We start from the raw sequence: 24,584 nt of genomic DNA, 5'->3' as shown, positions 1-24,584 counted from the left end.
CGTCTAGTCTCCCACGAGCGCGATGCGCATCGCGGCCAGCACGGCGTCCTCGCGTTCGAGGGGAACGGCCGGATCGCCGCCGACGAAGATGCGCACCTGCAGCAGCGCCTGGTGCAGCAGCATCGGGAGCCCGTTGATCGCCTCGTTCCCCGCGGCGCGCCACTGCTCGGCGAGGGCGGTCGGCCAGTTGCCGTAGACGACGTCGACGAGGAGCCCGCCGTTCTCGGCGAAGGGACGGATGCCGGGACCCACGTCGACCTTGCCCGGGAGAGCAGCGATGGTCACATCGACGGGTGATGGCATCCGGGGATCGTCGAACGACGCCCGCGAGATCTCGACGCCGACCGACTCCCCGAGGGCGCGCAGCGGGATGACGGCTTCGGGACGTCGGGCCACCACCTCCACGCGCCGAGTGCCGAGCTGGGCCAGGGAGAGGACCGCGGAGGTCGCCGTGGCACCGGCTCCGAGGATCCGAGCGGCTCGCGGTTCGCCGACACCCGCCTCGTGCAGAGCACGTGCGAGCCCGCCGACGTCGGTGTTGAACCCGCGAGGACCCTCCGCGGTGAGGAGGTAGGTGTTCACGGCGCCCGTACGCCGCGCGGCGTCGTCGAGCTCGACAGCCGCGCTGCAGGCGACGTTCTTCAACGGCATCGTGAGCGAGAGTCCTCGCCAGGTGCCGTCCAACTCGCCCAGGCGGGCGGGGAACTCCGCCTCGGTCACTCGCTGTCGCCCGTACATCCACGACAACCCCAGCTCGCGGTACGCCGCCGCGTGGAGCGACGGCGACCGCGAGTGATCGATCGGGTCTCCCCAGACGGCGAGCCGGTCGGCGCTCAGCATCCGCCGTCGGGGTTGTCGCGGCACCACTGCTGGAACTGGTCGACGGCCTTGAGCTGATCGGCGTACGTCGCCGAGAAGACCGTCTCTCCGGTCGAGAGGTTGACGGTCGTGAAGTAGTACCACGGTCCGTCGACCGGGTGCATGGCCGCGTCGATCGCGAGGTCGCCCGCGTTGGCGATCGGACCCACGGGCAGACCCGGGTGGATGTAGGTGTTCCACGGGTTGTCGCTGGTGAGCGCGTTCTCGGACGACGACGAGCTGCCCGCGCCGATCTCACCGACGCCGTACTGGGCCGTCGAGTCCATCTGCAGAAGGCCGTGCGTCTCGTCGTTGTCGGGTTGCAGGCGGTTCTCGATCACGCGCGAGACCTTGTAGAAGTCGTCGGGGTTGCGCGCCTCGCGTTCGATGATCGACGCGATGATCAGAATCCGCTCGCGGTCGCTCTCGGGCACTCCCGCCTGATCGAGCGACTGCACCGTGCGCTGGACCATGCGCGCGATGACGTCCTTCGCAGCGACGCCCTCGTCGAAGTCGTAGGTGGCGGGGAAGATCCATCCCTCGAGCGACGAGGCGGCGACGCCGTACTGCGACGGATCGGCGACGGCCGCGTCGAGGTCGGCGCGCGCGATGCCCGTCTGCTCCGAGATCACGTCGAGCGACTGGGTGAGCGTGAGGCCCTCGCGCAGCTGCACGGAGTTGTCGAGGCGGTTCGCCGGGTCGCGGAGTGCGGCGATGACGGCCTCGGACGTCATCTGCTTCTGCAGCTTGTAGACGCCCGGCTGGAAGGTGAAGCCGACCGAATTGTCGACCATGTACTTGTAGAGCGAGTTGGAGGCCTTGGTCACGCCCGCGTCGAACATCTTGGGAGAGACGGACTCGCCGGTGTCCCCCGCCACGATCGTCACGCGGGCCTCGCCGTTGGCGATGCCCGCCTCGTAGTCGAGGGGCTCGCCGGTGCCGAGGAACGCCTGAACCCGGTCGCCGTAGGTGTTCCACAGGGCGAAGCCGCCGCCCACGAGGCCGCCGATGAGCACGAGGACGATGCCGAGGGCGATCCACCCGCCGGCGCGGCGACGCTTCTTGGGCTTCCGGGGGGTCGCCGCACCGATTTGATCGGTGTGGGCGCGGCCGGTGAAGAGGTCCTCGAGCGAGCCACTCGGCACGGTGCCGTCGCTCGCCGTCCGTCCGGCCGACGCCTCGGCAGCCGCTGCGCCGACGAGAGCGGGCTCGCGCTGGGCGGGCGTGGTCGGGATCTGCTGGGTGGGCTGTTCCGCGGCGGCCGCGCGGCGGGCTGTCTCTGCGGGGGATCGAGTGGGGCCGGGCTGTGCCGCGGCGGGGGGCGTCGACGGAGTCGCGGCATCAGCGCGCGGCGCCGGCGTCGGCGCCGGGGTCCGGGTGGCGGGCGTCGAGGCGACGGAGTCCGTGCTCTGCGCCGGAGCGGGCGCACCGGTCTGTGCCGCGGTGGGTCCTGTCTGCGCGCGCGCAGCTCGGGCGGCGCGGCGCGACACGGGTGCGTCCGGGCCGGGGGCGGCGGGCGACTCGTCCGTCGACGGCGACCGTCGCCGCGCGCCGTCCGACGCGGCTGCGCGCGGGTCGGGCAGCCGTCCGTACAGATCGGCGAGGGGGTCGTTGGCGTTGGGGTCGTTTTCGGGCATGTCAGGCGGGCTCCTGTCCCGGTGTGACGGCGGGTCCGGCCGGGTCACCGGACTGTCGCTCCACGTCGAGGGCCTGCTGCAGCAGCACCACAGCGGCGACTTGGTCCACAATGCTACGAGAATCCCGCTGGGAACGTCCTGCCTCTCTCAGCACGCCGTGCGCCGACACGGTGCTGAGGCGCTCATCGACCAGCCGGACCGGCATGGGCAATGCGGCGGCGAGAGCCTGCGCGAACCGGCGGGCATCGGTCGTCGAGGGCGTGTCCTCGCCGCGGAGATTCAGCGGCAGACCGACGAGAACCTCGAACGCCTCGTACTCCGCGGCGAGGGCGGCGATGCGGCGGACGGGCTCGCCCTTGCGCGGAACCGTCTCGACGGGCACGGCGAGCACTCCGTTCGGGTCGGAGCGGGCGACACCGACACGGGCGCGCCCGACATCGATTCCGAGACGGATGCCGCGCCGGAACGCCGTCACGCGGTGGTCGCCCGCACGTCCGCGACGATGCCCTCGAGCGCCTGCGGCAGAGCTGCGGCATCCGTTCCGCCGCCCTGCGCGACGTCGGGACGACCGCCTCCGCCTCCGCCAAGCACCCCGGCGGCGGCCTTCGCGAGAGAACCGGCGGCCAGGCCCCGTTCGCGGGCGGCTTCGTTCGTCACGACGACGACCGTGGCGCGCCCGCCCGCGACGCTCGCGAGCGCGACGACCGCTGGGTCGCTGCCGAGACGGTCTCGCACCTGCAGGGCGAGCGAGCGCACGTCGTCGGCCGACGCGCCCTCCCCCAGACTCTGCGCGACGACGCGCACGGTGCCGACGGCGACGGCCGCCTCGACCAACTGGGGCAGACGACCGGTCAGGGCCTGCGCCTCGAACGCGGCGATCTTCTTCTCGGCCGCTTTGAGGCTCGCCGCCAGCTCCGCGATGCGGGTCGTGAGCTGCTCGCGCGGTGTCTTGAGCGACGTCGACAGCTGCGACACGATCGCGCGCTCCGCCGCGAGGTCGCGGAAGGCATCGAGACCCACGAGCGCCTCCACGCGACGGTTCGAGGCGCCGACCGACTGCTCGCCGACGAGGTTGACCAGGCCGATCTCGGAGCTGCGGGCGACGTGCGTGCCGCCGCAGAGCTCGCGCGACCAGGGACCGCCGATGTCGACCATGCGCACCGTGTCGCCGTACTTCTCGCCGAACAGCGCCATGGCGCCCGCGGCCTTCGCCTCGTCGAGCGACATCACGCGCGTGGTGACCTCGAGGTTGTCGCGCACGGCGTTGTTGGCGATGTCCTCGATCTCGGTGCGTGTCTCGGGCGAGAGCGCCGAGCCCCAGCTGAAGTCGAAGCGCATGTATCCGGCGCGGTTGAGCGAGCCGGTCTGCGTCGCCGTCTTGCCGAGGGTGTCGCGGATCGCCGCGTGCACGAGGTGCGTCGCGGAGTGCGCCTGCTGCGCCGAGTGCCGGTTGAGGGCGTCGACCACGGTGGTGGCGGGCGAACCGACCGACACCTCACCGGTGGTGACCTCGACGGTGTGGCTGATGAGCCCCGGCACGGGGCGCTGCACATCGAGCACCTCGAGCTCGTACCCCGGTCCCACGATCGTGCCCTTGTCGGCGACCTGGCCGCCCGATTCCGCGTACAGCGCGGTCTCGGCCGTGATGACCTCGGCGATCTGTCCGGCGGAGGCGCGATCCGTGCCCTGACCGTCGACCAGGATGCCGAGGACCTTCGACTCCGTCTGCAGCTCGGTGTATCCGGTGAAGACCGTCTCGCCCAGCGCGCGGAACTCGCGGTACGCGCTCTGATCGGCGATGGCGCCCTTGCGCGCGCGGGCGTCGGCCTTCGCGCGGGTGCGCTGCTCCTGCATGAGCTGGTCGAAGGCACCGCGGTCGACGCTCAGTCCCGCCTCTTCGGCGATCTCGAGCGTGAGGTCGATCGGGAAGCCGTACGTGTCGTGCAGCAGGAACGCCTCGGAGCCCGAGAGCGTCGTGCCGCCGCCGTTCTTCGCCTCGGCCACCGACTGGTCGAGGATGGCGGATCCGGCGGCGAGCGTGCGGAGGAACGTCTGCTCCTCGGCGATCGCGTAGGCCGACAGGCGGGCGTAGTCGGCCTCGACCTCCGGGTACGACTCCTTCATCGCGTCGCGCGACGCGGCGAACAGCTCCGGGAAGGTCGGACCCTCGACGCCCAGCAGGCGCATCGAACGGATGGCGCGACGCATGATGCGCCGCAGGATGTACCCGCGTCCTTCGTTCGAGGGGGTCACGCCGTCGGCGAGCAGCATGAGCGAGGAACGGACGTGGTCGGCGACGATGCGCAGGCGGACGTCGTCCTCATGCGACTCGGCACCGTACGACTTGCCCGCAAGCTTTGCGGCGAGATCCAGGACCGGGCGCACCTGGTCGGTCTCGTACATGTTGTCGACGCCCTGCTTGATGAACGCGATGCGCTCGAGGCCCATGCCCGTGTCGATGTTCTTCGCGGGCAGTTCGCCGACGATGTCGAAGTCGTACTTCGACCGCACGTTCGTGATCTCGTACTGCATGAACACGAGGTTCCAGATCTCGACGTAGCGATCGTCGTCGGTCGCCGGACCACCGTCGATGCCGTAGTCGGGGCCGCGGTCGAAGAAGATCTCCGAGCAGGGGCCGGCCGGGCCGGGAAGGCCGGTCGACCAGTAGTTCGTGTCCTTGCCGAGTCGCTGGATGCGGTCCTCGGGCAGCGTGCTGAGCTTCAGCCAGAGGTCGTGAGCCTCGTCGTCCTCTTCGTAGACGGTGACCCAGAGGTCCTTGGGGTCGAAGGCGAGGCCGCCCTCGGACTCCGGCGCGGTCAGCAGCTCCCACGCGAAGCGGATCGCGTCTTCCTTGAAGTAGTCGCCGAACGACCAGTTGCCGAGCATCTGGAAGAAGGTGCCGTGGCGGGGCGTCTTGCCGACCTCTTCGATGTCGTTGGTGCGAATGCACTTCTGCACGTCGGCCGCGCGAGGGTACGGCGGCGGAACCACACCGCTGAGGTACGGGATGAAGGGCACCATGCCCGCCACGGTGAACAGCAGGGCCGGGTCGTCGGTGACGAGCGAGGCCGAGGGGACGATCGTGTGGTTCTTCTTCTCGAAGAAGTCGAGGAAGCGCTGGGCGATCTCGGCGGTTTTCATGGCGAATCTTTCGATGGGCGTGCGGACCCTCCCCCTGCGGCGGGGGCGGGATGCCGGAAGGTCAGTCGGACGAGGAAGCCGAGCGCGCCGCGTCGGCGGCGGTACCGAGGGACGTGCTCGCGGAGGCGGCGACGCCCTTGACGTCGTCGACGATCTCCGACAGGCGGGTCTCCTGCTCGTGGTAGGCGTCGCTCATGCGATCGGTGAACTCGCTGATGCGGGAATCGAGCTGCGCGAACAGCTCCTGACCGCGGGGGTCCTTGTTCACCAGGTGAGCGGCGACGAAACCGCCGACGATGCCGAAGGCGAACCAGACGAGGCTTCTCACGATCACCACTTCTTCCTCGATACAGCGCCGCGGTCGCGGCATCCTTCATCGTAGGCGACGGCCGTCGTGCGCCGCTCCAGAGAGATCCGTCCGGGCCGATGCCTGCGCGTTCGTTTGCCGAAGATGGTCGGCGGCTCGACGGCGCACTGACAATCTCGGGCAAACGAACCGATGCTCTCGTCGCTCGATTGCCGCAAACGGTCGCCGGCGCCAGTCAAGGCCGGCCAACTCGGGCAAATGAACACTGCGCACCCACGACGAGCCGACCACCAAAGGCGGCGGGACGATACCTGCAACGACGAAGGGCGCCGGGAGAACCCGACGCCCTTCGTGTGCTCGCTGGGTTCAGCGGGCGGCGTAGTACTCGACGACGAGCTGCACGTCACACGTGACGGGCACCTCGGCGCGCTTGGGGCGACGCAGGAGCTTCGCCTGGAGCGTCGAGAGGTCGACCTCGAGGTAACCGGGAACGGGGGGCAGCACTTCGGCGTGCCCACCGGCGGCGGCGACCTGGAAGGGCTCGAGGCCCTCGCTCTTCGGCTTGACGTGGATCTGCTGACCCGGCTTCACGCGGAACGACGGGCGGTCCACGAGCTGGCCGTCGACCAGGATGTGGCGGTGCACGACGAGCTGGCGAGCCTGCGCGGTGGTGCGGGCGAAGCCCGAACGCACGACGAGGGCGTCCAGACGCATCTCGAGCAGCTCGACCAGGTTCTCACCGGTCAGGCCGTCGGTGCGGCGGGCCTCGTTGAACGCGATGCGCAGCTGCTTCTCGCGGATGCCGTACTGCTCGCGCAGACGCTGCTTCTCGCGCAGACGGACGGCGTAGTCGCTGTCAGCCTTGCGCTTGGTGCGACCGTGCTCACCCGGAGCGTAGGGACGCTTCTCGAGGTAGCGGGCGGCCTTGGGGGTGAGTGCGACGCCGAGGGCGCGCGACAGACGCACCTTGCGGCGGTCCTGAGACTTCGTGGTCACGAAGTTCTCCTTCCGATGACGTGGCCGCGCCTTTCGCGGCTCACGGACGTATCGCCTCTCTTCGCCCTATCCGGACTGCACGCCGGGGCACGCCGGAAGGTCGGTGAAGAAGAGAGGGGATGCCCGAAAACTCTGTTTCGAACCGATTAATGCTATCAGAGGCCGGCTGCGACCAATGAGCCCCATGCGAAGAGGAACAGCGGGACGTAGAGCAGCGCGACGAGTGTCGCGTGCGTGATGACGAAGCCGAGGGCCTCCAGCCCTTTGCCGCGCTCCCGCAGGTGCGACGAGAGCTTTCGGGCCATCGACACCGGATGCCGCACGTCCCAGCTGTTGAACCGCAGGTACCGACCGAGGTACACACCCACCGCTCCGAGCAGGATGACGACGCCGGAGAAGACCCAGCTCTCGACGGTGACCTGGTTGCCGTTCTGCTGGCCGATGATGACGAACATCTGAAGGGGGGCCAGGCTGAGGATCGCGTTCGCGATACCCGACAACGTCAGCGCCAGCGTCTGGACGATGTCGTACCAGAGCGGAACCGGGGTGTTCTCGACCCGATGGCTGAAGTTCAGCTCCGTGATGAGGTACACCGAGTTGGGGAACATGAGCAGCCAGGCGCACGTCGGCAGAGCGAGCGCCATCACCGCGAGCACCCCCTCGAGCACGGAGGCGGATTCGAGCGGATGGCTGCGGTAGTGGACGAACAGCAGGAACCCGAAGCCCGCGACCAGCGACAGCGGAACCGGCACGAAAGACAGGCCGAGGTTCACCAGCATCGGACGGTACAGGTGCACTCGATAGACGGCGGCCCGAAGCAGGACGAGCACGACGGCATACACGTCGAGCGCAAAGACGGCGGCAGCGGCAAGGAGGACGATCACGGGCACACACTGTGGCACGGGCAGGAGCCCGAACCCGCCGGAACGCCTCGGAATTCACCCGCCGTCGAGAATGCGGCGGATCTTCTCGAGCCGCGCCGACACGTCGCGCTCGGCCCCGTGGTTGGTGGGCTCGTAGTAGCGCCGACCACGGAGTTCGTCGGGCAGGTATTGCTGCGTCACGATGCCGATCTCGCTGTCGTGCGCGTACTTGTAGCCCTTGCCGTGACCGAGTCGCTTCGCCCCGGGGTAGTGAGCGTCGCGCAGGTGCATCGGGACGCGCCCGAAGCCGCCCGCGCGGACGTCGGCGATCGCGGCGTTGATCGCGTTGTACGCGGCGTTCGACTTCGCGGTGGTCGCGAGGTACACCGTCGCCTCCGCGAGCGGGATCCGGCCCTCGGGCATGCCGATGAACGCGACGGCGTCGGCGGCCGCGACGGCGATCTGCAGCGCCTGCGGGTCGGCCATGCCGATGTCTTCGGCAGCCGAGATCACGAGACGTCGAGCGATGAAGCGGGGGTCCTCCCCCGCCTCGATCATCCGTGCGAGGTAGTGGATCGCCGCGTCCGGATCCGATCCGCGTACCGACTTGATGAACGCGCTGATGACGTCGTAGTGCTCGTCGCCTTGACGGTCGTAGCGCAACAGGGCCCGGTCGACGGCCTGCGCGATGTGATCTGCGGTGATGACGGGCGGGTCGGCGACCTCGGACGCCGCGGCGGCTGCATCGGCATCCGGATCGTCGTCGTCCTCTGCTGTCTCGGCGAGCCCCGCATCGTCGCCCGCCACGGAAGCCGCCGCCTCGAGAGCCGTGAGGGCGCGCCGCGCGTCTCCTGAGGCGAGCCGCACGAGCGCCGCGCGCGCTTCGTCGTCGAGCACGACTCGGCCGGCGAGCCCGCGCGGATCGGTCACCGCGCGATCGACGAGCGCCCCGAGATCATCGTCACCGAGGGGTCGGAGGGTCAGGAGCAGCGACCGCGACAGCAGGGGCGAGATCACCGAGAACGAGGGGTTCTCGGTGGTCGCGGCGATCAGGACGACCCAACCGTTCTCGACCCCGGGCAGGAGCGCGTCCTGCTGGGCCTTCGTGAAGCGGTGGATCTCGTCGAGGAAGAGGATCGTCGACTGCCCGTACAGGTCGCGCTGGGTGAGGGCCTCTTGCATCACCTCGCGGACGTCTTTCACGCCGGCGGTGATCGCCGACAGCTCGACGAAGCGTCGTCCCGAGGACCGCGCGATGGCTTGGGCGAGCGTCGTCTTCCCCGTTCCGGGAGGGCCCCACAGGATCACCGAGACGGCGGACCCGGATGCCGAGGAGTCGGTGGTGGCGAGGGTGACGAGCGGCGACCCCGGACGGAGGAGATGACTCTGGCCCGCGACCTCGTCGAGACTCGTCGGCCGCATGCGGACAGCGAGGGGGGTCTGGCCCTGGAAGAGGGCGGAGGAAGCGGGCACCGATCCAGGCTAGCCGGGGCCACCGACACCGGCGTCGCTCTTTTGTGGGCCTCCGCCGGCGCTGCGTAGGATCGGGGGCGGTCGCTCGGCGGCCGGAGGAGGTCGATGTGGCGACGGGCGGGAAAGACCGGCAGAGCCGCGAGCAGCGCGAGCGGGCTCGCGTGTACCAGGCGCGGCAGGAACTGCATCGGCGTCAGGGGCAGCGCCGCCGACGGGACAACATCGTCGCGATCGTCGTCGGACTCCTCGTGATCGCGGGCGCCGTCGCCGTCCAGACCGTGTACTTCGTCGCGGGCCCGGGAGCGCCGGCGCCTGCCCCGAGCGTGACCGACACCCCGTCGACGTCGACACCGTCCGATACTCCTCTGCCCGAGCTGGAGCCGACGGCGTCACCGACACCCTGACCCCCTTCATGTCCCGGTCGGGCGTACTAGGCTCGGGATCGTCCTTCTCCCCCAGGCGGCTTCGCCGCGATGAGGTGCTCTTCCCATGACTTCCGCTTCCTCCCCCGACACCGCCGGCTCGCACGACTCGAGCGACGCAGCCGACGAACTGGTGCCCGCAGACGAGACGACCGTCTCGCCCGACGAATCCGCGGCGGCCACTGATCCCGCCGACGTTCCCGCCGAGGAGACCGCTGCGTCCGCGCCCGAGACCGCGGCGCCCGCGGAAGGCGCCGACGTCGTCGTCGAGACGACCGAAGCGGATGCCGTTGAGGCTCCTGTCGCTGCTCCGGCTGCCCCCTCGCCGACTCCGGCGCCGTCGCCGCGCCCCGGCCCGCGTCCGGGAGCTCGCGTTGCGGCGCCGAGCGAGCCGTGGGGCCGCGTCGACGACGAAGGCACGGTCTCGGTGCGCGAGGCCGAGGGATGGCGTGTCGTGGGTCAATACCCCGACGGAACCCCGACCGAAGCGCTCGCCTACTTCGAGCGAAAGTTCGCCGACCTCGCGAGCGAGGTGACCCTGCTCGAGGTCCGTCACCGTCGTGGCGGCGCCTCGGCGTCCGACCTGCGCACCACCGCATTGAGCGTCCGGGCGAAGCTCGACGGCGCTGCTGCCGTCGGCGACCTCGCGACCCTCGTCTCGCGCATCGACGTCCTGACCGCCGAGCTCGCGGAGGCGAGCGAGACCGAGGCCGTAGCGGCCAAGGAGGCCGTGGCCGAGGCGGTGCGTGAGCGCACAGTCATCGTCGAGGAGGCCGAGGCCCTCGCCGCCCGCGACCCGCAGACCGTGCAGTGGAAGCAGAGCACCGCCGAGATGTCGGCGCTCTTCGACCGGTGGCAGGCGCACCAGCAGAACGGTCCCCGTCTGCCGAAGTCCACCGCACAGCAGCTCTGGCGCCGGTTCCGTGACGCGCGCGCGAGTTTCGACCGTCACCGTCGCGAGTTCTTCTCGGCACTCGATGAGACCCACAAGGCCGCGCGCGATGCGAAGACGCGTCTCGTGGAGCGCGCCGAGGCCCTCGCCCCGCGTGGCGAGGACGGCATCGGCGCGTACCGCGACCTTCTCGACCAGTGGAAGGCCTCCGGGCGCGCTGGTCGTAAGGTCGACGACGCGCTGTGGGCACGCTTCAAGGCCGCGGGCGACGCGCTCTACAGCGCCCGCGGGGAACGCGAGGCCGCCGACATCGAAGCCTCTCGCGAGAAGATCGAGCAGAAGCGCGCTCTCCTCGAGCAGGCGGCGCCCATCGTCGACGAGAAGAACCTCGGGACGGCTCGTCAGCGCCTCACCGCCATCCAGCGACAGTGGGACGAGATCGGCCGCGTGTTCCCCCGCGACGTCGAGCGCGGTCTCGACGACGAGCTCCGCAAGATCGAGCAGAGCGTGCGCACGCGCGAGGACGCGGACTGGAAGCGCAACGATCCCGAGCAGAAGGCGCGCGCGAACGACATGACGCGCCAGATCACCGATGCCATCGCGAAGCTCGAGTCCGAGCTGGCCGAGGCGGAGGCACGGGGCGACAAGCGCGCGGCCGCCCAGGCGTCCGAGGCGCTCGAAGCGCGCCGTGGCTGGCTGCGCGCCCTCGGCGGCTGATCACTTCTCCACAGATTCCCGCTTCGGCGGGAACGGGCGACACCCTCGCGTCAGACTGACGTGATGGTGTCGCCTTTTCTGTTCTTCCCGGGCGAGCGTCTCTCGCTTGCCGAACTCACGGCGGCGTGCCTCGACGGCGTCCTGGTCGCCATCGGCGAGGGGTACATGCCGGCGGACGCGGCCGAGACGACGTGGATGCGAGCACGCAGCCTGGGCCCCCTCACGGGCGAGCGTCTCGCGGCGGTGCGCCTGAGCGCGGCGTGGGTCCACGGTGGCGCGCTGGCAGAGCCCTACCCGCACCACCTTCAACGTGCGAGCGGTCGACGTGCGCGGATGACGGGAGCCGGTCGGGTGGTGTACCACGACGTCCTGCTCGATCCCGTCGATGTCGTCGAGATCGGAGGGGTGGCCGTGGCGACGCCGACACGCACGCTCGCCGATCTCTCGCGCCTCGGGCACCACGAGGCGGCGGCCCAGTGGGCCCGCTCCGACCCCGCTCTCGCGGAGCAGGCGAGACAGTGGATCCTCGACCGACCCCGGGTCCCCTACGGTCGTCGCGCCCTCGATGTCCTCGACGGCATGATGCTCGCCGACGCGCTGCCTGGGGATGCCGCGCACGAAGACGCCTCGGGCGACGACCCGCCCCCGACGACGAGTGGAAGGCTAGGAAGCGGCGAGCGTCACGACGAGGTGACGCGGTAGACGTCGTAGACGGCGTCGATGCGTCTCACGGCATTCAGGACCCGATCGAGGTGCACGGTGTCGCCCATCTCGAAGACGAACTTGCTCAACGCGAGACGATCGTTCGAGGTCGACACGGTCGCCGACAGGATGTTGACGTGGTGCTCGCTGAGGACGCGCGTGACATCGCTCAGCAGTCCGGAGCGATCGAGCGCCTCGACCTGGATCTGGACGAGGAACAGACTCTTCGTGGTCGGCGCCCACTCGACGTCGATGAGCCGGTCAGGATCTTCCTTCAGCGACTTCACATTCGTGCAGTCGCCGCGGTGCACGGAGACGCCGCTGCCGCGCGTGACGAATCCGACGATGTCATCGCCCGGCACCGGGGTGCAGCACTTCGCGAGCTTGACGAGGATGTCGGGGGCTCCGCGGACGAGAACGCCCGAATCGCTGTTGCGCGGGGTGCGACGGCGACCGACCTGCGGCAGGTCGATCGGCCCGGTCGAGGTGTCTTCCTCACTGACCAGCGCGGTGACCTTCTCGATCACCGACTGCGTCGAGACGTGGCCTTCTCCGACCGCAGCGTAGAGCGCTGAGACGTCCTCGTAGTGGAACTGTCGCGCCACCTCGGTGAACGAGTCCTGGCTCATCAAGCGCTGCAGCGGCAGGTTCTGCCGGCGCATCGCGCGGGCGATGGAGTCCTTCCCCTGCTCGATCGCCTCTTCGCGGCGCTCCTTCGTGAACCACCCGCGGATCTTGTTGCGCGCGCGGGTGCTCTTGACGAATCCGAGCCAGTCCTGACTCGGACCCGCGTCGGGGTTCTTCGACGTGAAGACCTCGACGACATCGCCGCTCTGGAGGGCCGTCTCGAGCGGCACCAGACGACCGTTGACCTTCGCACCCATCGTGCGGTGCCCGATCTCCGTGTGCACCGCGTACGCGAAGTCGACCGGCGTGGCTCCCGCGGGCAGCCCGATGACCCGGCCCTTCGGGGTGAAGACGTAGACCTCTTTCGCGCCGATCTCGAAGCGCAGCGAATCGAGGAACTCCCCCGGGTCGGCGGTCTCGGCCTGCCAGTCGGAGATGTGCGCGATCCACGCCATGTCGGCGTCGACGGCCTTGGCATCCGCCTTTCCGCCCGCCATGCGCTCTTTGTACTTCCAGTGCGCCGCCACGCCGAACTCGGCCTGCTGGTGCATCTCGTGCGTGCGGATCTGGATCTCGACCGTGCGCCCGCCGGGACCGATCACCGTCGTGTGCAACGACTGGTAGAGGTTGAATTTCGGTGTCGCGATGTAGTCCTTGAAGCGCCCCGGAAGCGGGGTCCACCGCGCGTGGATCGCGCCCAGCACCGCGTAGCAGTCGCGCACCGTGCCGACGAGGATGCGGATGCCGATGAGGTCGTAGATGTCGTCGAACTCGCGACCTCGCACGACCATCTTCTGATAGACGGAGTACAGCTGCTTCGGCCGGCCCATGACGCGACCGCGCACGCGGAGCTCGCGGAGATCGGCGTCGACGGCGTCGATCACGTTCTGCACGTACTGCTCGCGTTGCGGGGTGCGCTGCTTGACCAGGCTCTCGATCTCGGCGTAGAGCTTCGGATGCATCACGGCGAACGAGAGGTCTTCCAGTTCGCTCTTGATGGCTTGGATGCCGAGACGGTGCGCGAGCGGCGCGTAGATCTCGAGGGTCTCGGTGGCCTTCTTCGCGGCCTTGTGCGGGGGGACGAAGCCCCACGTACGAGCGTTGTGGAGGCGGTCGGCCAGCTTGATGAGGAGCACGCGGATGTCTTTCGACATCGCGACGATCATCTTCCGGACCGTCTCGGCCTGCGCACTGTCGCCGTACTTGACCTTGTCGAGCTTGGTGACGCCGTCGACGAGCATGGCGACCTCGTCGCCGAAGTCGGCGGCCAGCTCGTCGAGCGGGTAGCCGGTGTCCTCCACGGTGTCGTGGAGCAGTGCGGCTGCGATCGCCTTGGGTCCGAGGCCGAGTTCGGCGAGGATCTGCGCCACGGCCAGGGGGTGCGTGATGTACGGCTCGCCACTCTGGCGCTTCTGACCGTCGTGCGCCTTGTCGGCGACCGCATAGGCGCGTTCGATGATGCCGAGATCGCCCTTGGGGTGGTGCGTGCGGACCGTGCGCAGGAGCTTGTCGACGTCGTCGCGACGCGCGGCGCGGGAGAAGATGCGCGGAACGAGCCGTCGAAGCGACGACGGCGGCGGCGGAGCGGAGGCCGTGGTCTCGGTCATCGGTGCCCTCCCCCGTCGTGACGTCAGTCGATCAATCCTACGCCCGGCGGAGCGGGCCCCCGCCGTCAGGCGGGGACGCCCGCCTTCTCACGCGCGGACCGCACGCGAGCGTCGCGCTGAGCGATCGCCGGCTCGCGCTCACGCAGCAGGGCGTAGAGCGGAACGGCGACGAAGAGCGTCGAGTATGCGGCGACGAGGGTCCCCACGAAGATCGACAGCGAGATGTCGCTCAACGTGCGCGCCCCCAGAGGCACACCGATGAAGAGGATCGCGCCGATCGGCAGGACGGCGACGACCGTCGTGTTGATCGACCGGATGAGCGTCTGGTTGGCGGCGAGGTTGACGGACTCCGCGAAGGTGCGCCCGGATATCTCTCCGTCTTCCCTCGTGTTCTCCCGCACCTTGTCGAACACGACCGTCGTGTCGTACAGGGCGTACGACAGGATCGTCAGGAACCCGATGACGGCGGCCGGCGAGATTTCGAATCCGAAGAGGGCGTAGATCCCGACCGTGATGACGAGCACGTCGACGAGGCCGATGATCGCCGCGACCGACATCTTCCACGTGCGGAAGTACAGCGCCAGGATGAGGAAGGTCAGGGCGAGGAAGATCGCGAGACCCCACAACGACTGGCGCGTGACGTCCGCACCCCAGGTCGCTCCGATGAAGGAGTTGGTGACCTCGGACGTGGGCACCTTGTACGCGTCGGCGAGGGCGGCCGACACGGCCTGTGTCTCGTCGTTGCTCATCTGGTCGGTCTGCACGCGGACGGCGGAGTCGCTGATCACCGTGACGCGGGTCGTCGCTCCCGGGACGACCGAGGTCACGGCCTGCGTCGCGAGCGACTGGTCGAACGTGGACGGATTCGACACCGTGAACTGCGAGCCACCGGTGAACTCGATCGAGAACTGGATGGGCCGCGCGAGGGGCACGAGAGCCGCGCCGATCACGAGGAGCGCGGCGATGAGGAACCAGATCCGGCGACGCTGGACGAACGGGAAGGAGGTCTTCCCGGAGTAGAGGTCGTTACCGAGCTGCGTCATGGAGCGCATCAGTCGTCTCCCTCCTTCGTCGAGCGGCTATCGCCGCGGGCGGCGGCGAGCTCGGCCTGCTTGCGTTCCGCGATCGTCTGGCGACGCTGGGCCTCGCCGCGCGAGCGCTTGGTGCGGCCGCTGTCGGCGATCGGCGCCCGGAACTGCGCGCGACCGCGGTAGACGGCGCCGAGGGCTTCGGGGTCCATGCCGGACAGGGGGTGCCCCGAGCCGAAGAATCGCGTGCGGGCGAGCAACTGCATCACCGGGTGAGTGAACAGGATGAAGATCACGATGTCGATCGCGGTCGTGAGCCCGAGGGTGAAGGCGAAGCCCTTCACCGTGGCATCCGCGAGGATGTAGAGGACGACGGCGGCGAGGATGTTGATCGACTTCGAGATGTAGATCGTGCGCTTGGCGCGCGACCACCCGTCCTCGACCGCGGCCGTGATCGACTTGCCGTCGCGCAGCTCGTCTCGTATTCGTTCGAAGTAGACGATGAACGAGTCCGCCGTGAAGCCGATCGTGATGATGAGGCCCGCCACACCGGCGAGCGACAGGCGGAAGCCCATGCGCCAGGCCAGGATGCAGAGCATCACATAGGTGAGCACGGCCATCACGCCGAGCGACGCGATGATCACCGTTCCGAGCGCGCGGTAGACCACGAGCGAGTAGACCGCGACGAGTGCCAGACCGATGAGACCGGCGATGAAGCCGACCTGCAGCTGCTGGGAGCCCAGGGTTGCCGAGACAGTGTCGGAGCTGACGACATTGAAGCTCAGGGGCAGAGCGCCGTACTTCAGCTGGTCGGCCAGCGCCTTCGAGGACTCCTGCGTGAAGCTGCCTGTGATGCTGGGGCGGCCGTCGAGGATGATGCCGTTCATCGACGGAGCCGACAGGACCGAGCCGTCGAGGACGAACGCGAACTGGTTGAACGGGGCCTGCTTGCCGTAGAGGCGCTGGCTGATCTGGCCGAACTTCTCGGTGCCCTGGTCGTTGAAGACGAGGTTCACGGCCCAGCGGCCGGTGTTCTGCTCCTGGCCGTTCGTGGCATCCGCGATGTCGTTTCCGTCGATCTCGACGGGACCGAGGATGTACTTCGTCCCGTCCTGCAGGCCGCACGTGATCATCGGCTGATCCGCGGGGGCGTCGGCGGGGTTGCTCGGCGGGTTCGCGCAGTCGTACGCGAGGAATTGCGCCTGCAGCGCCGGGGTGATGTACGCCGGGTCGCTGCCGTCCGTCGGGGACGCGGTCGGCGTCGCGGGCAGATTCGGGTCCGGCGTCGGATACGGCGTCGTGTTGCCGTCGTCGCCGACGAACGTCGTGGCGGGCGAGCCGGTGAACAGCACGGGGCGCAGCTGCAGCTGCGCGGAGCTCTGGATCCGCTGACGTGTCGCCTCGTCCGCTTCGCCGGGGATCTGCACGACGATCTTGTCGCTTCCCTCGGTGGCGATGTCGGTCTCTCCGACACCCGAGGCGTCGACACGCTGGCGGATGATCGACACCGCCTGCTGAAGCTGCTCGGAGTCCGGGGCGGCGCCGTCCGTGGTCTGCGCCTGCAGGATGATCTGCGTTCCGCCCTGCAGGTCGAGGGCGAGGTCAGGGGTCCAGGAGCTCGCCTTGAAGGCGTACACGCCGAGGGCGTTGAGACCGAACAGCACCGCCGTGATGGCGAGGAGACCGGTCAGAACACGCCAGGCATGGCGGACGGGAGGAGAGGGCGCCACGGAGTCGGCTTTCTATGCGGCGGAACGGAAGAACGAACGGTCGAGGCGTCAGGCCTGCGGACGGTCCTTGTCGGTGCGGTCGGCGTCGGCCTCGGCGGCCTGACGTGCGGCGCGGTGGTCGTCGCTGATCGAGGTGATGTCGCCGTCGGCGACGCCCGCGATGTACTCGGCCTCGGTCTCTTCCGCCTCGATGAACTCGTCTTCGGTGACGGTGCCCGAGGTCGGGTCGACGATGCGGAGGACGGCCTGGCTGTGCACCTTGATGACGACGCCGGGAGCGATCTCGACGTGCGCCGGCTTGTCGAGGTCTTCACCGTCGTACTCGACGATGGTGCCGTACAGCCCGCCCTGGAGCAGGACCTCTGCGCCGGGGACCGTCTGACGCGCCTTCTCTTCCAGCTCGAGCTTCTGCTTCTGCATACGGCGGCGCGAGCTCCAGAACATGAAGATCAGGAGACCGATCAGCAGAATGATCAGGCCGTACTGGCCGAAGAAGGTCGCGAAATCCATGGAGGCGGTGCACCTTTCGAGTCAGGCGCGCCGTGCGGCACTGCCTAGCGTAAGTCAAGCGGGGGTCGGGGAATCCCTCGCCGAGTATAGGTCATCACCCCTGGCTGAACCGGAGCAGGCCGTCGGGGTGGGGAGCGCCGAGGTGGTCGTACGCCTCGGGGGTGGCGACGCGCCCTCGGGGCGTGCGACCCATGAAGCCGATCCTCACGAGGTAGGGCTCCACCACCGATTCGATCGTCTCGGGTTCTTCGCCGACCGCGACGGCGAGGGTGCTGAGGCCCACGGGGCCGCCGCGGAAGCGTCGGACGAGCGCATCGAGAACGGCGCGGTCGAGGCGGTCGAGCCCGATGGCGTCGACGTCGTAGAGGTCGAGAGCGGCACCGACGGTACGCACGTCGGCGTGTCCGTCGTCGGTGCCGGCCGAGGGCCCGTGGACGACGAGATAGTCGCGCACGCGCCGCAGCAGGCGGTTCGCGATGCGCGGCGTGCCTCGCGAGCGTCGGGCGATCTCGGACCGCGCCGTGCCGGGGAGCCCGACGTCGAGCATGGATGCCGATCGCGAGACGACCTGCTCCAGCTCTTCGGGCTCGTAGTACTCGAGGTGCGCCGTGAAGCCGAAGCGGTCGCGCAGCGGATTGGGCAGGAGTCCCGCGCGAGTCGTCGCCCCGACGAGGGTGAACGGCGAGAGGTCGAGGGGAATGCTCGTCGCCCCGGCCCCCTTGCCGACCATGATGTCGATGCGGAAGTCCTCCATCGCGAGGTAGAGCATCTCTTCGGCCGACCGCGCCATGCGGTGGATCTCGTCGATGAACAGCACCTCACCCGGGGTGAGCGATGAGAGCAATGCGGCGAGATCCCCCGCGTGTTGGATCGCCGGTCCGCTCGAGAGGCGCAGCGGTCGACCGCTCTCGTGCGCGACGATCATCGCCAGCGTGGTCTTGCCGAGCCCCGGCGGGCCCGAGAGCAGGATGTGGTCGGGTGAGCGCTGCTGGATGCGCGCCGCGTCGAGCAACAGCTGGAGCTGCCCGCGCACCTTCTGCTGCCCGACGAACTCGGCGAGCGAGGTCGGGCGCAGCGCCCCCTCGATCGCGAGCTCGGTCTCGTCGTCGGGGGTTCCGGCGTCGCGGACGTCAGCCACCCACGGTCTCCTTGCGCGCGGGTCCGAGGAGCGCGAGCGTGAGGCGCAGGAGCGCCTGCACCGAGGAGCGGTCGCTCTCGGAGGCGCCCTCGGCGACGGATGCCACGGCTTCGGCGGCTGTGCGCTCCGTCCAGCCGAGACCCACGAGGGCCTGAGTGACCTGCAGGGGCACCTGCCCGTGCGCGGCGACGGCTGCGGGGGCGGCCGCGGGGACGACGGCGAGCTTGCCGGCGAGCTGGACCACGATCAGCTTCGCGGTCTTCGGTCCGATGCCCGAGACGCGTCGGAAGGGGGCATCGTCGTCGTCGGCGACCGCCTGCGCGATCTGCGGAACCGTCAGCGACGACAGCACGCCGAGGGCGGACTTCGGCCCGACGCCGGTGACGCTGATCAGCTGCGTGAAGACCGTGAGCTCTTCCCGGCTCTCGAAGCCGTACAGCGAGAGGGCGTCTTCGCGCACGATCAGGTTCGTGTGCACATGGACGTCGTCTCCGACGTGCACGGTGCGCGCGTACTGCGAGGTGACGGCCACCGAGAAGCCCACGCCGCCCACCACGATGACGAGGGAGTCGTCGGCGACGTGGGCCGCCGTGCCGTGGATCGAAGAGATCATGTCTTCAGCTTACGCATCGCTTCGTACATGTGTTCGAGCGACACGAGGCTGGGGAGAACGCCGCTTCTCGGCATCCCGCCACGCTCGCTGGGCGGGCGTGAGCGTCGTCTCCCCCGTCGCGGTGGCGGGACCCCCGCGCCATGCGTGGCAGAGAGCGATCGCGAGAGCGTCAGCCGCGTCCGCGGGCTGCGGCAGCGCGTCGAGGCGGAGGACGCGCGCGACCATCGTCTGCACCTGCAGCTTGTCGGCCGAGCCGTAACCGGTGATCGCCGCCTTGACCTCGCTCGGCGTGTGGGTGGCGGCCGGGATGCCGTGCTCCGCCGCCAGCAGGAGGGCGATACCGCTGGCCTGGGCGGTGCCCATCACCGAGTGGCGGTTGTTCTGCGCGAAGACGCGCTCGACGGCGACCACGTGCGGGTCGTGCGCGGAGAGGATCTCGCGGATGCCGGCGGCGATCGTCGCGAGACGCTTCTCGATCGGATCGGTCGTCGACGACCTCACGACCCCGACGTGCACGAGTGAGGCCGTCCGGTTCGGCGACACGTCCACGACGCCGATCCCGCAGCGGGTCAGGCCGGGATCGATACCGAGGACGCGGAGGGAACGAGACACGGCCCCCACGCTAAGCGCAGGGGCCGTGCTCGAGGTCAGGGCGCGCCCTTACTCGTCGTTCTCGAGTTCGGCCTGCACCTCGGGGGTGAGGTCGAAGTTCGTGTAGACGTTCTGCACGTCGTCGCTGTCTTCGAGTGCGTCGATCAGACGGAACACCTTGCGGGCGGTGTCGGCGTCGACCTCGATCTTCAACGAGGGGACGAACTCGACGTCGGCCGAGTCATATTCGATACCGGCCTCCTGCAGAGCGGAACGCACCGTCACGAGGTCGCTCGCCTCGGTGATGATGCCGAAGCCGTCGCCGTGCGGCTCGATCTCCTCGGCGCCGGCCTCGAGGGTCGCGAGCATCACGTCGTCTTCGGTCGTGCCCTCGGACGGGACGACGATGACGCCCTTGCGGCTGAAGTTGTACGCGACGCTGCCCGGGTCGGCCAGCGTGCCGCCGTTGCGGCTGAGCGCGGTGCGCACCTCGGCCGCCGCGCGGTTCTTGTTGTCGGTCAGACACTCGATGAGGAACGCGACGCCGTTGGGGCCGTAGCCCTCGTACATGATCGAGGTGTACTCGACGGCCTCGCCGCCGATTCCCGCACCGCGCTTGATCGCGCGGTCGATGTTGTCTTTGGGGACCGAGGTCTTCTTGGCCTTCAGGACGGCGTCGAAGAGGGTCGGGTTGCCCTGCAGGTCGGCGCCGCCGAGCTTGGCCGCGACCTCGATGTTCTTGATGAGCTTGGCCCACGATTTGGCGCGGCGGGCATCGACGACCGCCTTCTTGTGCTTGGTCGTGGCCCATTTGGAGTGTCCGGACATAGGTTCCAGTCTAGAACGCGGGTGCGCCCGCGCCGCGTCGATCGCGGACGTGCACGAGGAAGCGCTCGTGGAAGCGCGTCTCGCCGGTGGATTCGGGATGGAACGCCGTGCCGAGCAGCCGTCCCTGCTCGACCGCCACGACCCGTCCGTCGGGAAGGGATGCCAGGGGCTCGGCATCCGGACCCCACTCGACGACCGCGGGCGCCCGGATGAACACGGCATGGACCGGCGGGTCGCCGAGGGCGGGCACCGCGAGGTCGGTCTCGAACGACTGCGTCTGGGAGCCGAAGGCGTTGCGCTGCACGCGAACGTCGAGGCCGCCGAACGTCTGCTGGCCCGTGATCGCGCCGTCGATGCGGTCGGCGAGCAGGATGAGTCCGGCGCACGTGCCGTACATCGGCATCCCGTCCGCGATCGCCGCGCGGATCGGGTCGAAGAGCCCGAACGCGCGCGCGAGCTTGTCGATGACGCTCGACTCGCCGCCGGGGAGCACGAGGCCCTCCACGGCGGCGAGCTCCTCGGGCCGACGCACGGGTCGCGCGTCGGCGCCGAGGGCGGTCAGCACGGCGAGGTGCTCGCGCACGTCGCCCTGCAGAGCGAGGACGCCGACCCGGGGGCTGTTACCAGCCACGCTCGGCCAGGCGGTGCGGAGCGGGGAGGTCGGCGACGTTGATGCCGACCATCGCCTCACCGAGTCCGCGCGAGGCCTCGGCCACGATCTTCGGGTCGTCGTGGAAGGTGGTCGCCTTCACGATCGCGGCGGCGCGCTCGGCGGGATTGCCCGACTTGAAGATTCCCGAACCGACGAAGACACCGTCGGCGCCGAGCTGCATCATCATGGCCGCGTCGGCGGGGGTGGCCACTCCCCCGGCGGTGAACAGCACGACGGGGAGCTTCCCGGTCTCGGCGATCTCGGCGACGAGCTCGTACGGGGCCTGCAGCTCCTTGGCTGCGACGTACAGCTCGTCCTTCGTCTTGGCGCGGAGCGCGTTGATCTCACCCGTGATCGTGCGGATGTGCTTGGTCGCCTCGGAGACGTCGCCGGTACCGGCCTCGCCCTTCGACCGGATCATCGCGGCGCCCTCCGTGATGCGGCGCAGCGCCTCGCCGAGGCCCGTCGCCCCGCAGACGAACGGCACGGTGAAGTTCCACTTGTCGATGTGATTCACGTAGTCGGCGGGCGAGAGCACCTCGGACTCGTCGATGTAGTCGACGCCGAGTTCCTGCAGGATCTGGGCCTCGACGAAGTGGCCGATGCGGGCCTTCGCCATGACCGGGATCGACACCGACGCGATGATGTCGTCGATCAGGTCGGGGTCGCTCATGCGGGCGACGCCGCCCTGGGCGCGGATGTCGGCGGGCACACGCTCGAGCGCCATGACCGCGACGGCGCCCGCGTCTTCTGCGATGCGGGCCTGCTCGGCGGTGACGACGTCCATGATGACGCCGCCCTTGAGCATCTCGGCGAGACCGCGCTTGACGCGCGAGGTTCCGGTGTCGGTCATATCCACTCCGTTCCGCGCTCGGGGCGCGATGTGCGGCGCGTCGGGTCGCGCTTCTTTTGGCTTAGGCCAAAACGTAGCATGGCTCAGGCCATAGGGTGGTTCACGACCGAGGGGGCACATGACCATCGACATCACCGGCCGGTCGGCATCCGAGATCGCCACGGATCTGCGTGAGCGCATCGAACGCGGAGAACTCGCGCCAGGAACGCTCCTGCCGTCGGTCCGGACCGTCGCGGCCGACCTCGGCGTCAACCGCAACACTGTCGTCGCGGCGTACCGGCAGCTCGCGCAGGCCGGCCTCGTCGAGGCGCGCGGGCGCGGGGGCACACGCGTGGCCGACCGCACGACCGTGGCGCAGGAGGGATACGCGCCGGACACGGTGCTGCGCGACGTCGGGACCGGCAACCCCGACCCGGCGCTCATCCCCGACCCCACGAGCGCCCTCGTCCGCTCGACCCGTCCCGTGCTGTACGGCGAACCGGTCATCGACCCGGGGCTCGAGGCCTGGGCGCGCGACTGGATGGCGGACCAGCTCGCCCACGACGATCTGCGCATCACGGTCACCAGCGGCGCGAGCGACGCGATCGAGCGGCTCCTTGCACAAGCGCTGCAGCGAGACGATGCGGTGGCTCTCGAAGACCCGTGCTTCCTCTCCGCGCTGCACACGGTGCGGACGGGAGGGTATCGCGCGATCCCGGTGGAGGTGGATGCCGACGGGATGACCGTCGAGGGACTCCGTGCAGCGCTCGACGCCGGCGTGAGAGCCGTGATCGTGACGCCTCGCGCCCACAACCCGACCGGAGCGAGCCTCAGCGCCGAGCGCGCCGCGGCCCTCCGCGACGTGCTGGCGGCACATCCGTACGTCCTCGTCATCGAGGACGATCATTTCTCGCTGCTCTCCCGCGCGCCGCTCCACTCCGTCATCGGGTCAGGGCAGCGCCGGTGGGCGCGCATCCGCTCGATGTCGAAGTTCCTCGGACCGGACACGTGCCTCGCCGTCACGGCATCCGATCCCGACACCGCCGACGGACTCGCCGTGCGGCTCACGCCCGGGACGACGTGGGTGAGCCACATCCTCCAGCGCATGACGCACGCGCTCGTCACCGACGACGCCGTCCGAGCCGACATCGAGCGCGCCGCGGTCCACTACGCCGACCGCAATGCGGCGTTCGCCCGCGCGCTGACCGAACGCGGACTGCCGGTCGCCCCGGGCGACGGCCTCAATCTCTGGGTGCCCCTCCCCGTTCCCGCGGCGACGGTGCGCAACGACCTCATGCGCCGAGGCTGGCTCGTTCGAGAGGGGGATCCGTTCTTCCTCTCCTCCGGTACGTCCGGGTCGTTCCTCCGGCTGACCGTGCACGACCTCGACGACACCGCGGCGCGGACACTGGCCGATGACATCGCCGCCGCCGCGGGAACGCGTCGACCGGCCGCTCAAGGTGGAAGGATCGACGCATGAAGGTTCTCTCGATCCAGTCCGCCGTCGCGTACGGGCATGTCGGCAACTCCGCCGCGGTGTTCCCCCTCCAGCGCATCGGCGTCGAGGTTCTCCCCGTCTACACGGTCAACTTCTCGAACCACACCGGGTACGGGGCATGGCGCGGTCCGCTCATCTCCCCCGACGACGTCGCCGCGGTCATCACCGGCATCGAAGAGCGCGGGATCTTCATCGAGGTCGACGTCGTGCTCTCGGGCTACCAGGGCGGCGAGGGCATCGCCGACGTCATCATCGACACCGTCGCGCGGGTGAAGAAGGCGAACCCGGATGCCGTCTACGCCTGCGACCCGGTCATGGGCAACGCCAAGTCGGGATGCTTCGTGGCCCCCGCGATCCCCGAGCTCCTGCGTGAGCGCGTCGTCCCCGTCGCCGACATCCTCACCCCGAACCAGTTCGAGCTCGGCTTCCTCACCGGCACGGAGCCGGGCAGCATCGACTCGACCCTCGAGTCCGCGGATGCGCTGCGCGCCCGCGGGCCGCGGACGATCCTCGTGACGAGCGTCGAGCGTCCGGACCGCGAGGCCGACACGATCGAGATGATGGTCGTCGACGACAACGGCGCCTGGATCGTGCAGACCCCGCTCATCCCGATGAAGGCCAACGGATCCGGCGACGTGACCGCGGCGCTGTTCACGGCGCACTACCGTCGCAGCGGCGGCGACGCGGCCGATGCGCTGGCGCGTACGGCATCCAGCGTCTTCGATCTGCTGACGAACACGTACGAGTCGGGTTCGCGCGAGCTGCGTCTCATCGAGTCGCAGGAGGCCTACGCCCACCCGCGCCTGCAGTTCTCGGTGCGCCAGGTGCGCTGAGGTCGCGCGTTCGCCGCCGGGATTCGTTTGCCCAAGATCGTCGGTGCTGCGCGACGCTGGTGACCATCCGAGGCAAACAGGCGAGCGGG

Annotated in this window: 23 protein-coding genes; 5 read left to right on the top strand and 18 right to left on the bottom strand. The window is 69.5% G+C overall.

Annotated features, from left to right (window positions below):
• Positions 1-3: 3 nt before the first annotated feature.
• From ACMW4R_RS14235 to ACMW4R_RS14200, 8 genes are all read right to left on the bottom strand, one after another.
• Entirely contained in the window at positions 4-840 is an 837-nt protein-coding gene (locus ACMW4R_RS14235; RefSeq protein ID WP_418300194.1) for a shikimate dehydrogenase family protein, read from the bottom strand.
• Positions 834-2,495 carry an endolytic transglycosylase MltG gene (gene mltG, locus ACMW4R_RS14230; RefSeq protein ID WP_418300193.1) on the bottom strand — a complete coding sequence of 554 codons (1,662 nt, stop codon included), beginning with the start codon at positions 2,493-2,495 and terminating at the stop codon, positions 834-836. The genes ACMW4R_RS14235 and mltG overlap by 7 nt, the downstream gene beginning before the upstream one ends.
• 1 nt (position 2,496) lies before the next feature.
• Complete coding sequence (ruvX, locus tag ACMW4R_RS14225; RefSeq protein ID WP_418300192.1) at positions 2,497-2,970, bottom strand: Holliday junction resolvase RuvX; 474 nt, start codon at positions 2,968-2,970, stop codon at positions 2,497-2,499.
• The gene (alaS, locus tag ACMW4R_RS14220) at positions 2,967-5,636 is read right to left on the bottom strand and encodes an alanine--tRNA ligase (RefSeq protein ID WP_418300191.1); all 2,670 of its coding nucleotides are present in this window, start codon (positions 5,634-5,636) and stop codon (positions 2,967-2,969) included. Before alaS ends, ruvX begins: the two co-directional genes overlap by 4 nt.
• A 61-nt stretch (positions 5,637-5,697) precedes the next feature.
• A complete protein-coding gene (locus ACMW4R_RS14215; RefSeq protein ID WP_058595731.1) occupies positions 5,698-5,964 on the bottom strand; it encodes a hypothetical protein in 267 nt (88 codons plus the stop codon).
• Positions 5,965-6,309: 345 nt separating this feature from the next.
• A complete protein-coding gene (gene rpsD / locus ACMW4R_RS14210; protein ID WP_058595701.1) occupies positions 6,310-6,939 on the bottom strand; it encodes a 30S ribosomal protein S4 in 630 nt (209 codons plus the stop codon).
• Between the two features lie 155 nt (positions 6,940-7,094).
• Positions 7,095-7,823 (bottom strand): DUF1361 domain-containing protein, encoded by a 729-nt coding sequence (locus ACMW4R_RS14205; protein ID WP_058595730.1) that lies wholly within the window; start codon positions 7,821-7,823, stop codon positions 7,095-7,097.
• Positions 7,824-7,877: 54 nt separating this feature from the next.
• Positions 7,878-9,224, bottom strand: coding sequence for a replication-associated recombination protein A (locus tag ACMW4R_RS14200; protein ID WP_058595729.1), 1,347 nt, complete (start codon positions 9,222-9,224; stop codon positions 7,878-7,880).
• Positions 9,225-9,382: 158 nt separating this feature from the next.
• Here ACMW4R_RS14200 and ACMW4R_RS14195 point away from each other — a divergent pair, with 158 nt between their 5' ends.
• From ACMW4R_RS14195 to ACMW4R_RS14185, 3 genes are all read left to right on the top strand, one after another.
• The gene (locus ACMW4R_RS14195) at positions 9,383-9,679 is read left to right on the top strand and encodes a hypothetical protein (RefSeq protein WP_058595700.1); all 297 of its coding nucleotides are present in this window, start codon (positions 9,383-9,385) and stop codon (positions 9,677-9,679) included.
• 85 nt (positions 9,680-9,764) lie between these two features.
• Positions 9,765-11,306 (top strand): DUF349 domain-containing protein, encoded by a 1,542-nt coding sequence (locus ACMW4R_RS14190; RefSeq protein ID WP_418300190.1) that lies wholly within the window; start codon positions 9,765-9,767, stop codon positions 11,304-11,306.
• Between the two features lie 63 nt (positions 11,307-11,369).
• Entirely contained in the window at positions 11,370-12,008 is a 639-nt protein-coding gene (locus tag ACMW4R_RS14185; RefSeq protein ID WP_418300189.1) for a hypothetical protein, read from the top strand.
• On the opposite strand, the gene ACMW4R_RS14180 is transcribed toward ACMW4R_RS14185, so the two are convergent.
• The 10 genes from ACMW4R_RS14180 to pdxS all read right to left on the bottom strand — a co-directional run bounded on the left by ACMW4R_RS14180 (position 11,987) and on the right by pdxS (position 22,185).
• Positions 11,987-14,242: a RelA/SpoT family protein gene (locus ACMW4R_RS14180; RefSeq protein ID WP_058595698.1), complete on the bottom strand. Its 2,256-nt coding sequence runs from the start codon at positions 14,240-14,242 to the stop codon at positions 11,987-11,989. The genes ACMW4R_RS14185 and ACMW4R_RS14180 overlap by 22 nt on opposite strands.
• A gap of 65 nt (positions 14,243-14,307) precedes the next feature.
• Positions 14,308-15,294 (bottom strand): protein translocase subunit SecF, encoded by a 987-nt coding sequence (gene secF / locus ACMW4R_RS14175; protein ID WP_058595697.1) that lies wholly within the window; start codon positions 15,292-15,294, stop codon positions 14,308-14,310.
• Positions 15,294-17,000, bottom strand: a complete 1,707-nt coding sequence (gene secD / locus ACMW4R_RS14170; RefSeq protein WP_058614525.1) for a protein translocase subunit SecD — start codon at positions 16,998-17,000, stop codon at positions 15,294-15,296. The genes secF and secD overlap by 1 nt, the downstream gene beginning before the upstream one ends.
• A gap of 48 nt (positions 17,001-17,048) precedes the next feature.
• A complete protein-coding gene (locus ACMW4R_RS14165; protein WP_363333651.1) occupies positions 17,049-17,510 on the bottom strand; it encodes a preprotein translocase subunit YajC in 462 nt (153 codons plus the stop codon).
• Between the two features lie 94 nt (positions 17,511-17,604).
• On the bottom strand, positions 17,605-18,648 hold the full coding sequence (gene ruvB / locus ACMW4R_RS14160; RefSeq protein WP_058595694.1) for a Holliday junction branch migration DNA helicase RuvB: 1,044 nt from the start codon (positions 18,646-18,648) through the stop codon (positions 17,605-17,607).
• The gene (ruvA, locus tag ACMW4R_RS14155) at positions 18,641-19,261 is read right to left on the bottom strand and encodes a Holliday junction branch migration protein RuvA (protein ID WP_418300188.1); all 621 of its coding nucleotides are present in this window, start codon (positions 19,259-19,261) and stop codon (positions 18,641-18,643) included. The genes ruvB and ruvA overlap by 8 nt, the downstream gene beginning before the upstream one ends.
• Before the next feature lie 9 nt (positions 19,262-19,270).
• Positions 19,271-19,873 (bottom strand): crossover junction endodeoxyribonuclease RuvC, encoded by a 603-nt coding sequence (gene ruvC, locus ACMW4R_RS14150; RefSeq protein WP_058595692.1) that lies wholly within the window; start codon positions 19,871-19,873, stop codon positions 19,271-19,273.
• 48 nt (positions 19,874-19,921) lie between these two features.
• Complete coding sequence (locus tag ACMW4R_RS14145) at positions 19,922-20,680, bottom strand: YebC/PmpR family DNA-binding transcriptional regulator (RefSeq protein ID WP_058595691.1); 759 nt, start codon at positions 20,678-20,680, stop codon at positions 19,922-19,924.
• A 10-nt stretch (positions 20,681-20,690) separates the two neighbouring features.
• Positions 20,691-21,311 carry a pyridoxal 5'-phosphate synthase glutaminase subunit PdxT gene (gene pdxT, locus ACMW4R_RS14140; protein ID WP_418300187.1) on the bottom strand — a complete coding sequence of 207 codons (621 nt, stop codon included), beginning with the start codon at positions 21,309-21,311 and terminating at the stop codon, positions 20,691-20,693.
• Positions 21,301-22,185 carry a pyridoxal 5'-phosphate synthase lyase subunit PdxS gene (gene pdxS, locus ACMW4R_RS14135; RefSeq protein ID WP_058595689.1) on the bottom strand — a complete coding sequence of 295 codons (885 nt, stop codon included), beginning with the start codon at positions 22,183-22,185 and terminating at the stop codon, positions 21,301-21,303. The genes pdxT and pdxS overlap by 11 nt, the downstream gene beginning before the upstream one ends.
• A 118-nt stretch (positions 22,186-22,303) precedes the next feature.
• Between pdxS and ACMW4R_RS14130 the strand changes: the two genes are divergently transcribed.
• Both ACMW4R_RS14130 and pdxY read left to right on the top strand, forming a co-directional pair.
• On the top strand, positions 22,304-23,644 hold the full coding sequence (locus ACMW4R_RS14130; RefSeq protein WP_418300186.1) for an aminotransferase class I/II-fold pyridoxal phosphate-dependent enzyme: 1,341 nt from the start codon (positions 22,304-22,306) through the stop codon (positions 23,642-23,644).
• Positions 23,641-24,495, top strand: coding sequence for a pyridoxal kinase PdxY (gene pdxY / locus ACMW4R_RS14125; protein WP_418300185.1), 855 nt, complete (start codon positions 23,641-23,643; stop codon positions 24,493-24,495). The genes ACMW4R_RS14130 and pdxY overlap by 4 nt, the downstream gene beginning before the upstream one ends.
• The last annotated feature ends 89 nt before the right edge of the window (positions 24,496-24,584 follow it).

The sequence above is a fragment of the Microbacterium sp. S1037 genome, assembly GCF_048381605.1.
Classification (GTDB): domain Bacteria; phylum Actinomycetota; class Actinomycetes; order Actinomycetales; family Microbacteriaceae; genus Microbacterium; species Microbacterium testaceum_B.
Note: the sequence above shows the minus strand (reverse complement) of the source record. Positions and strands in the feature narration are given on the sequence as shown.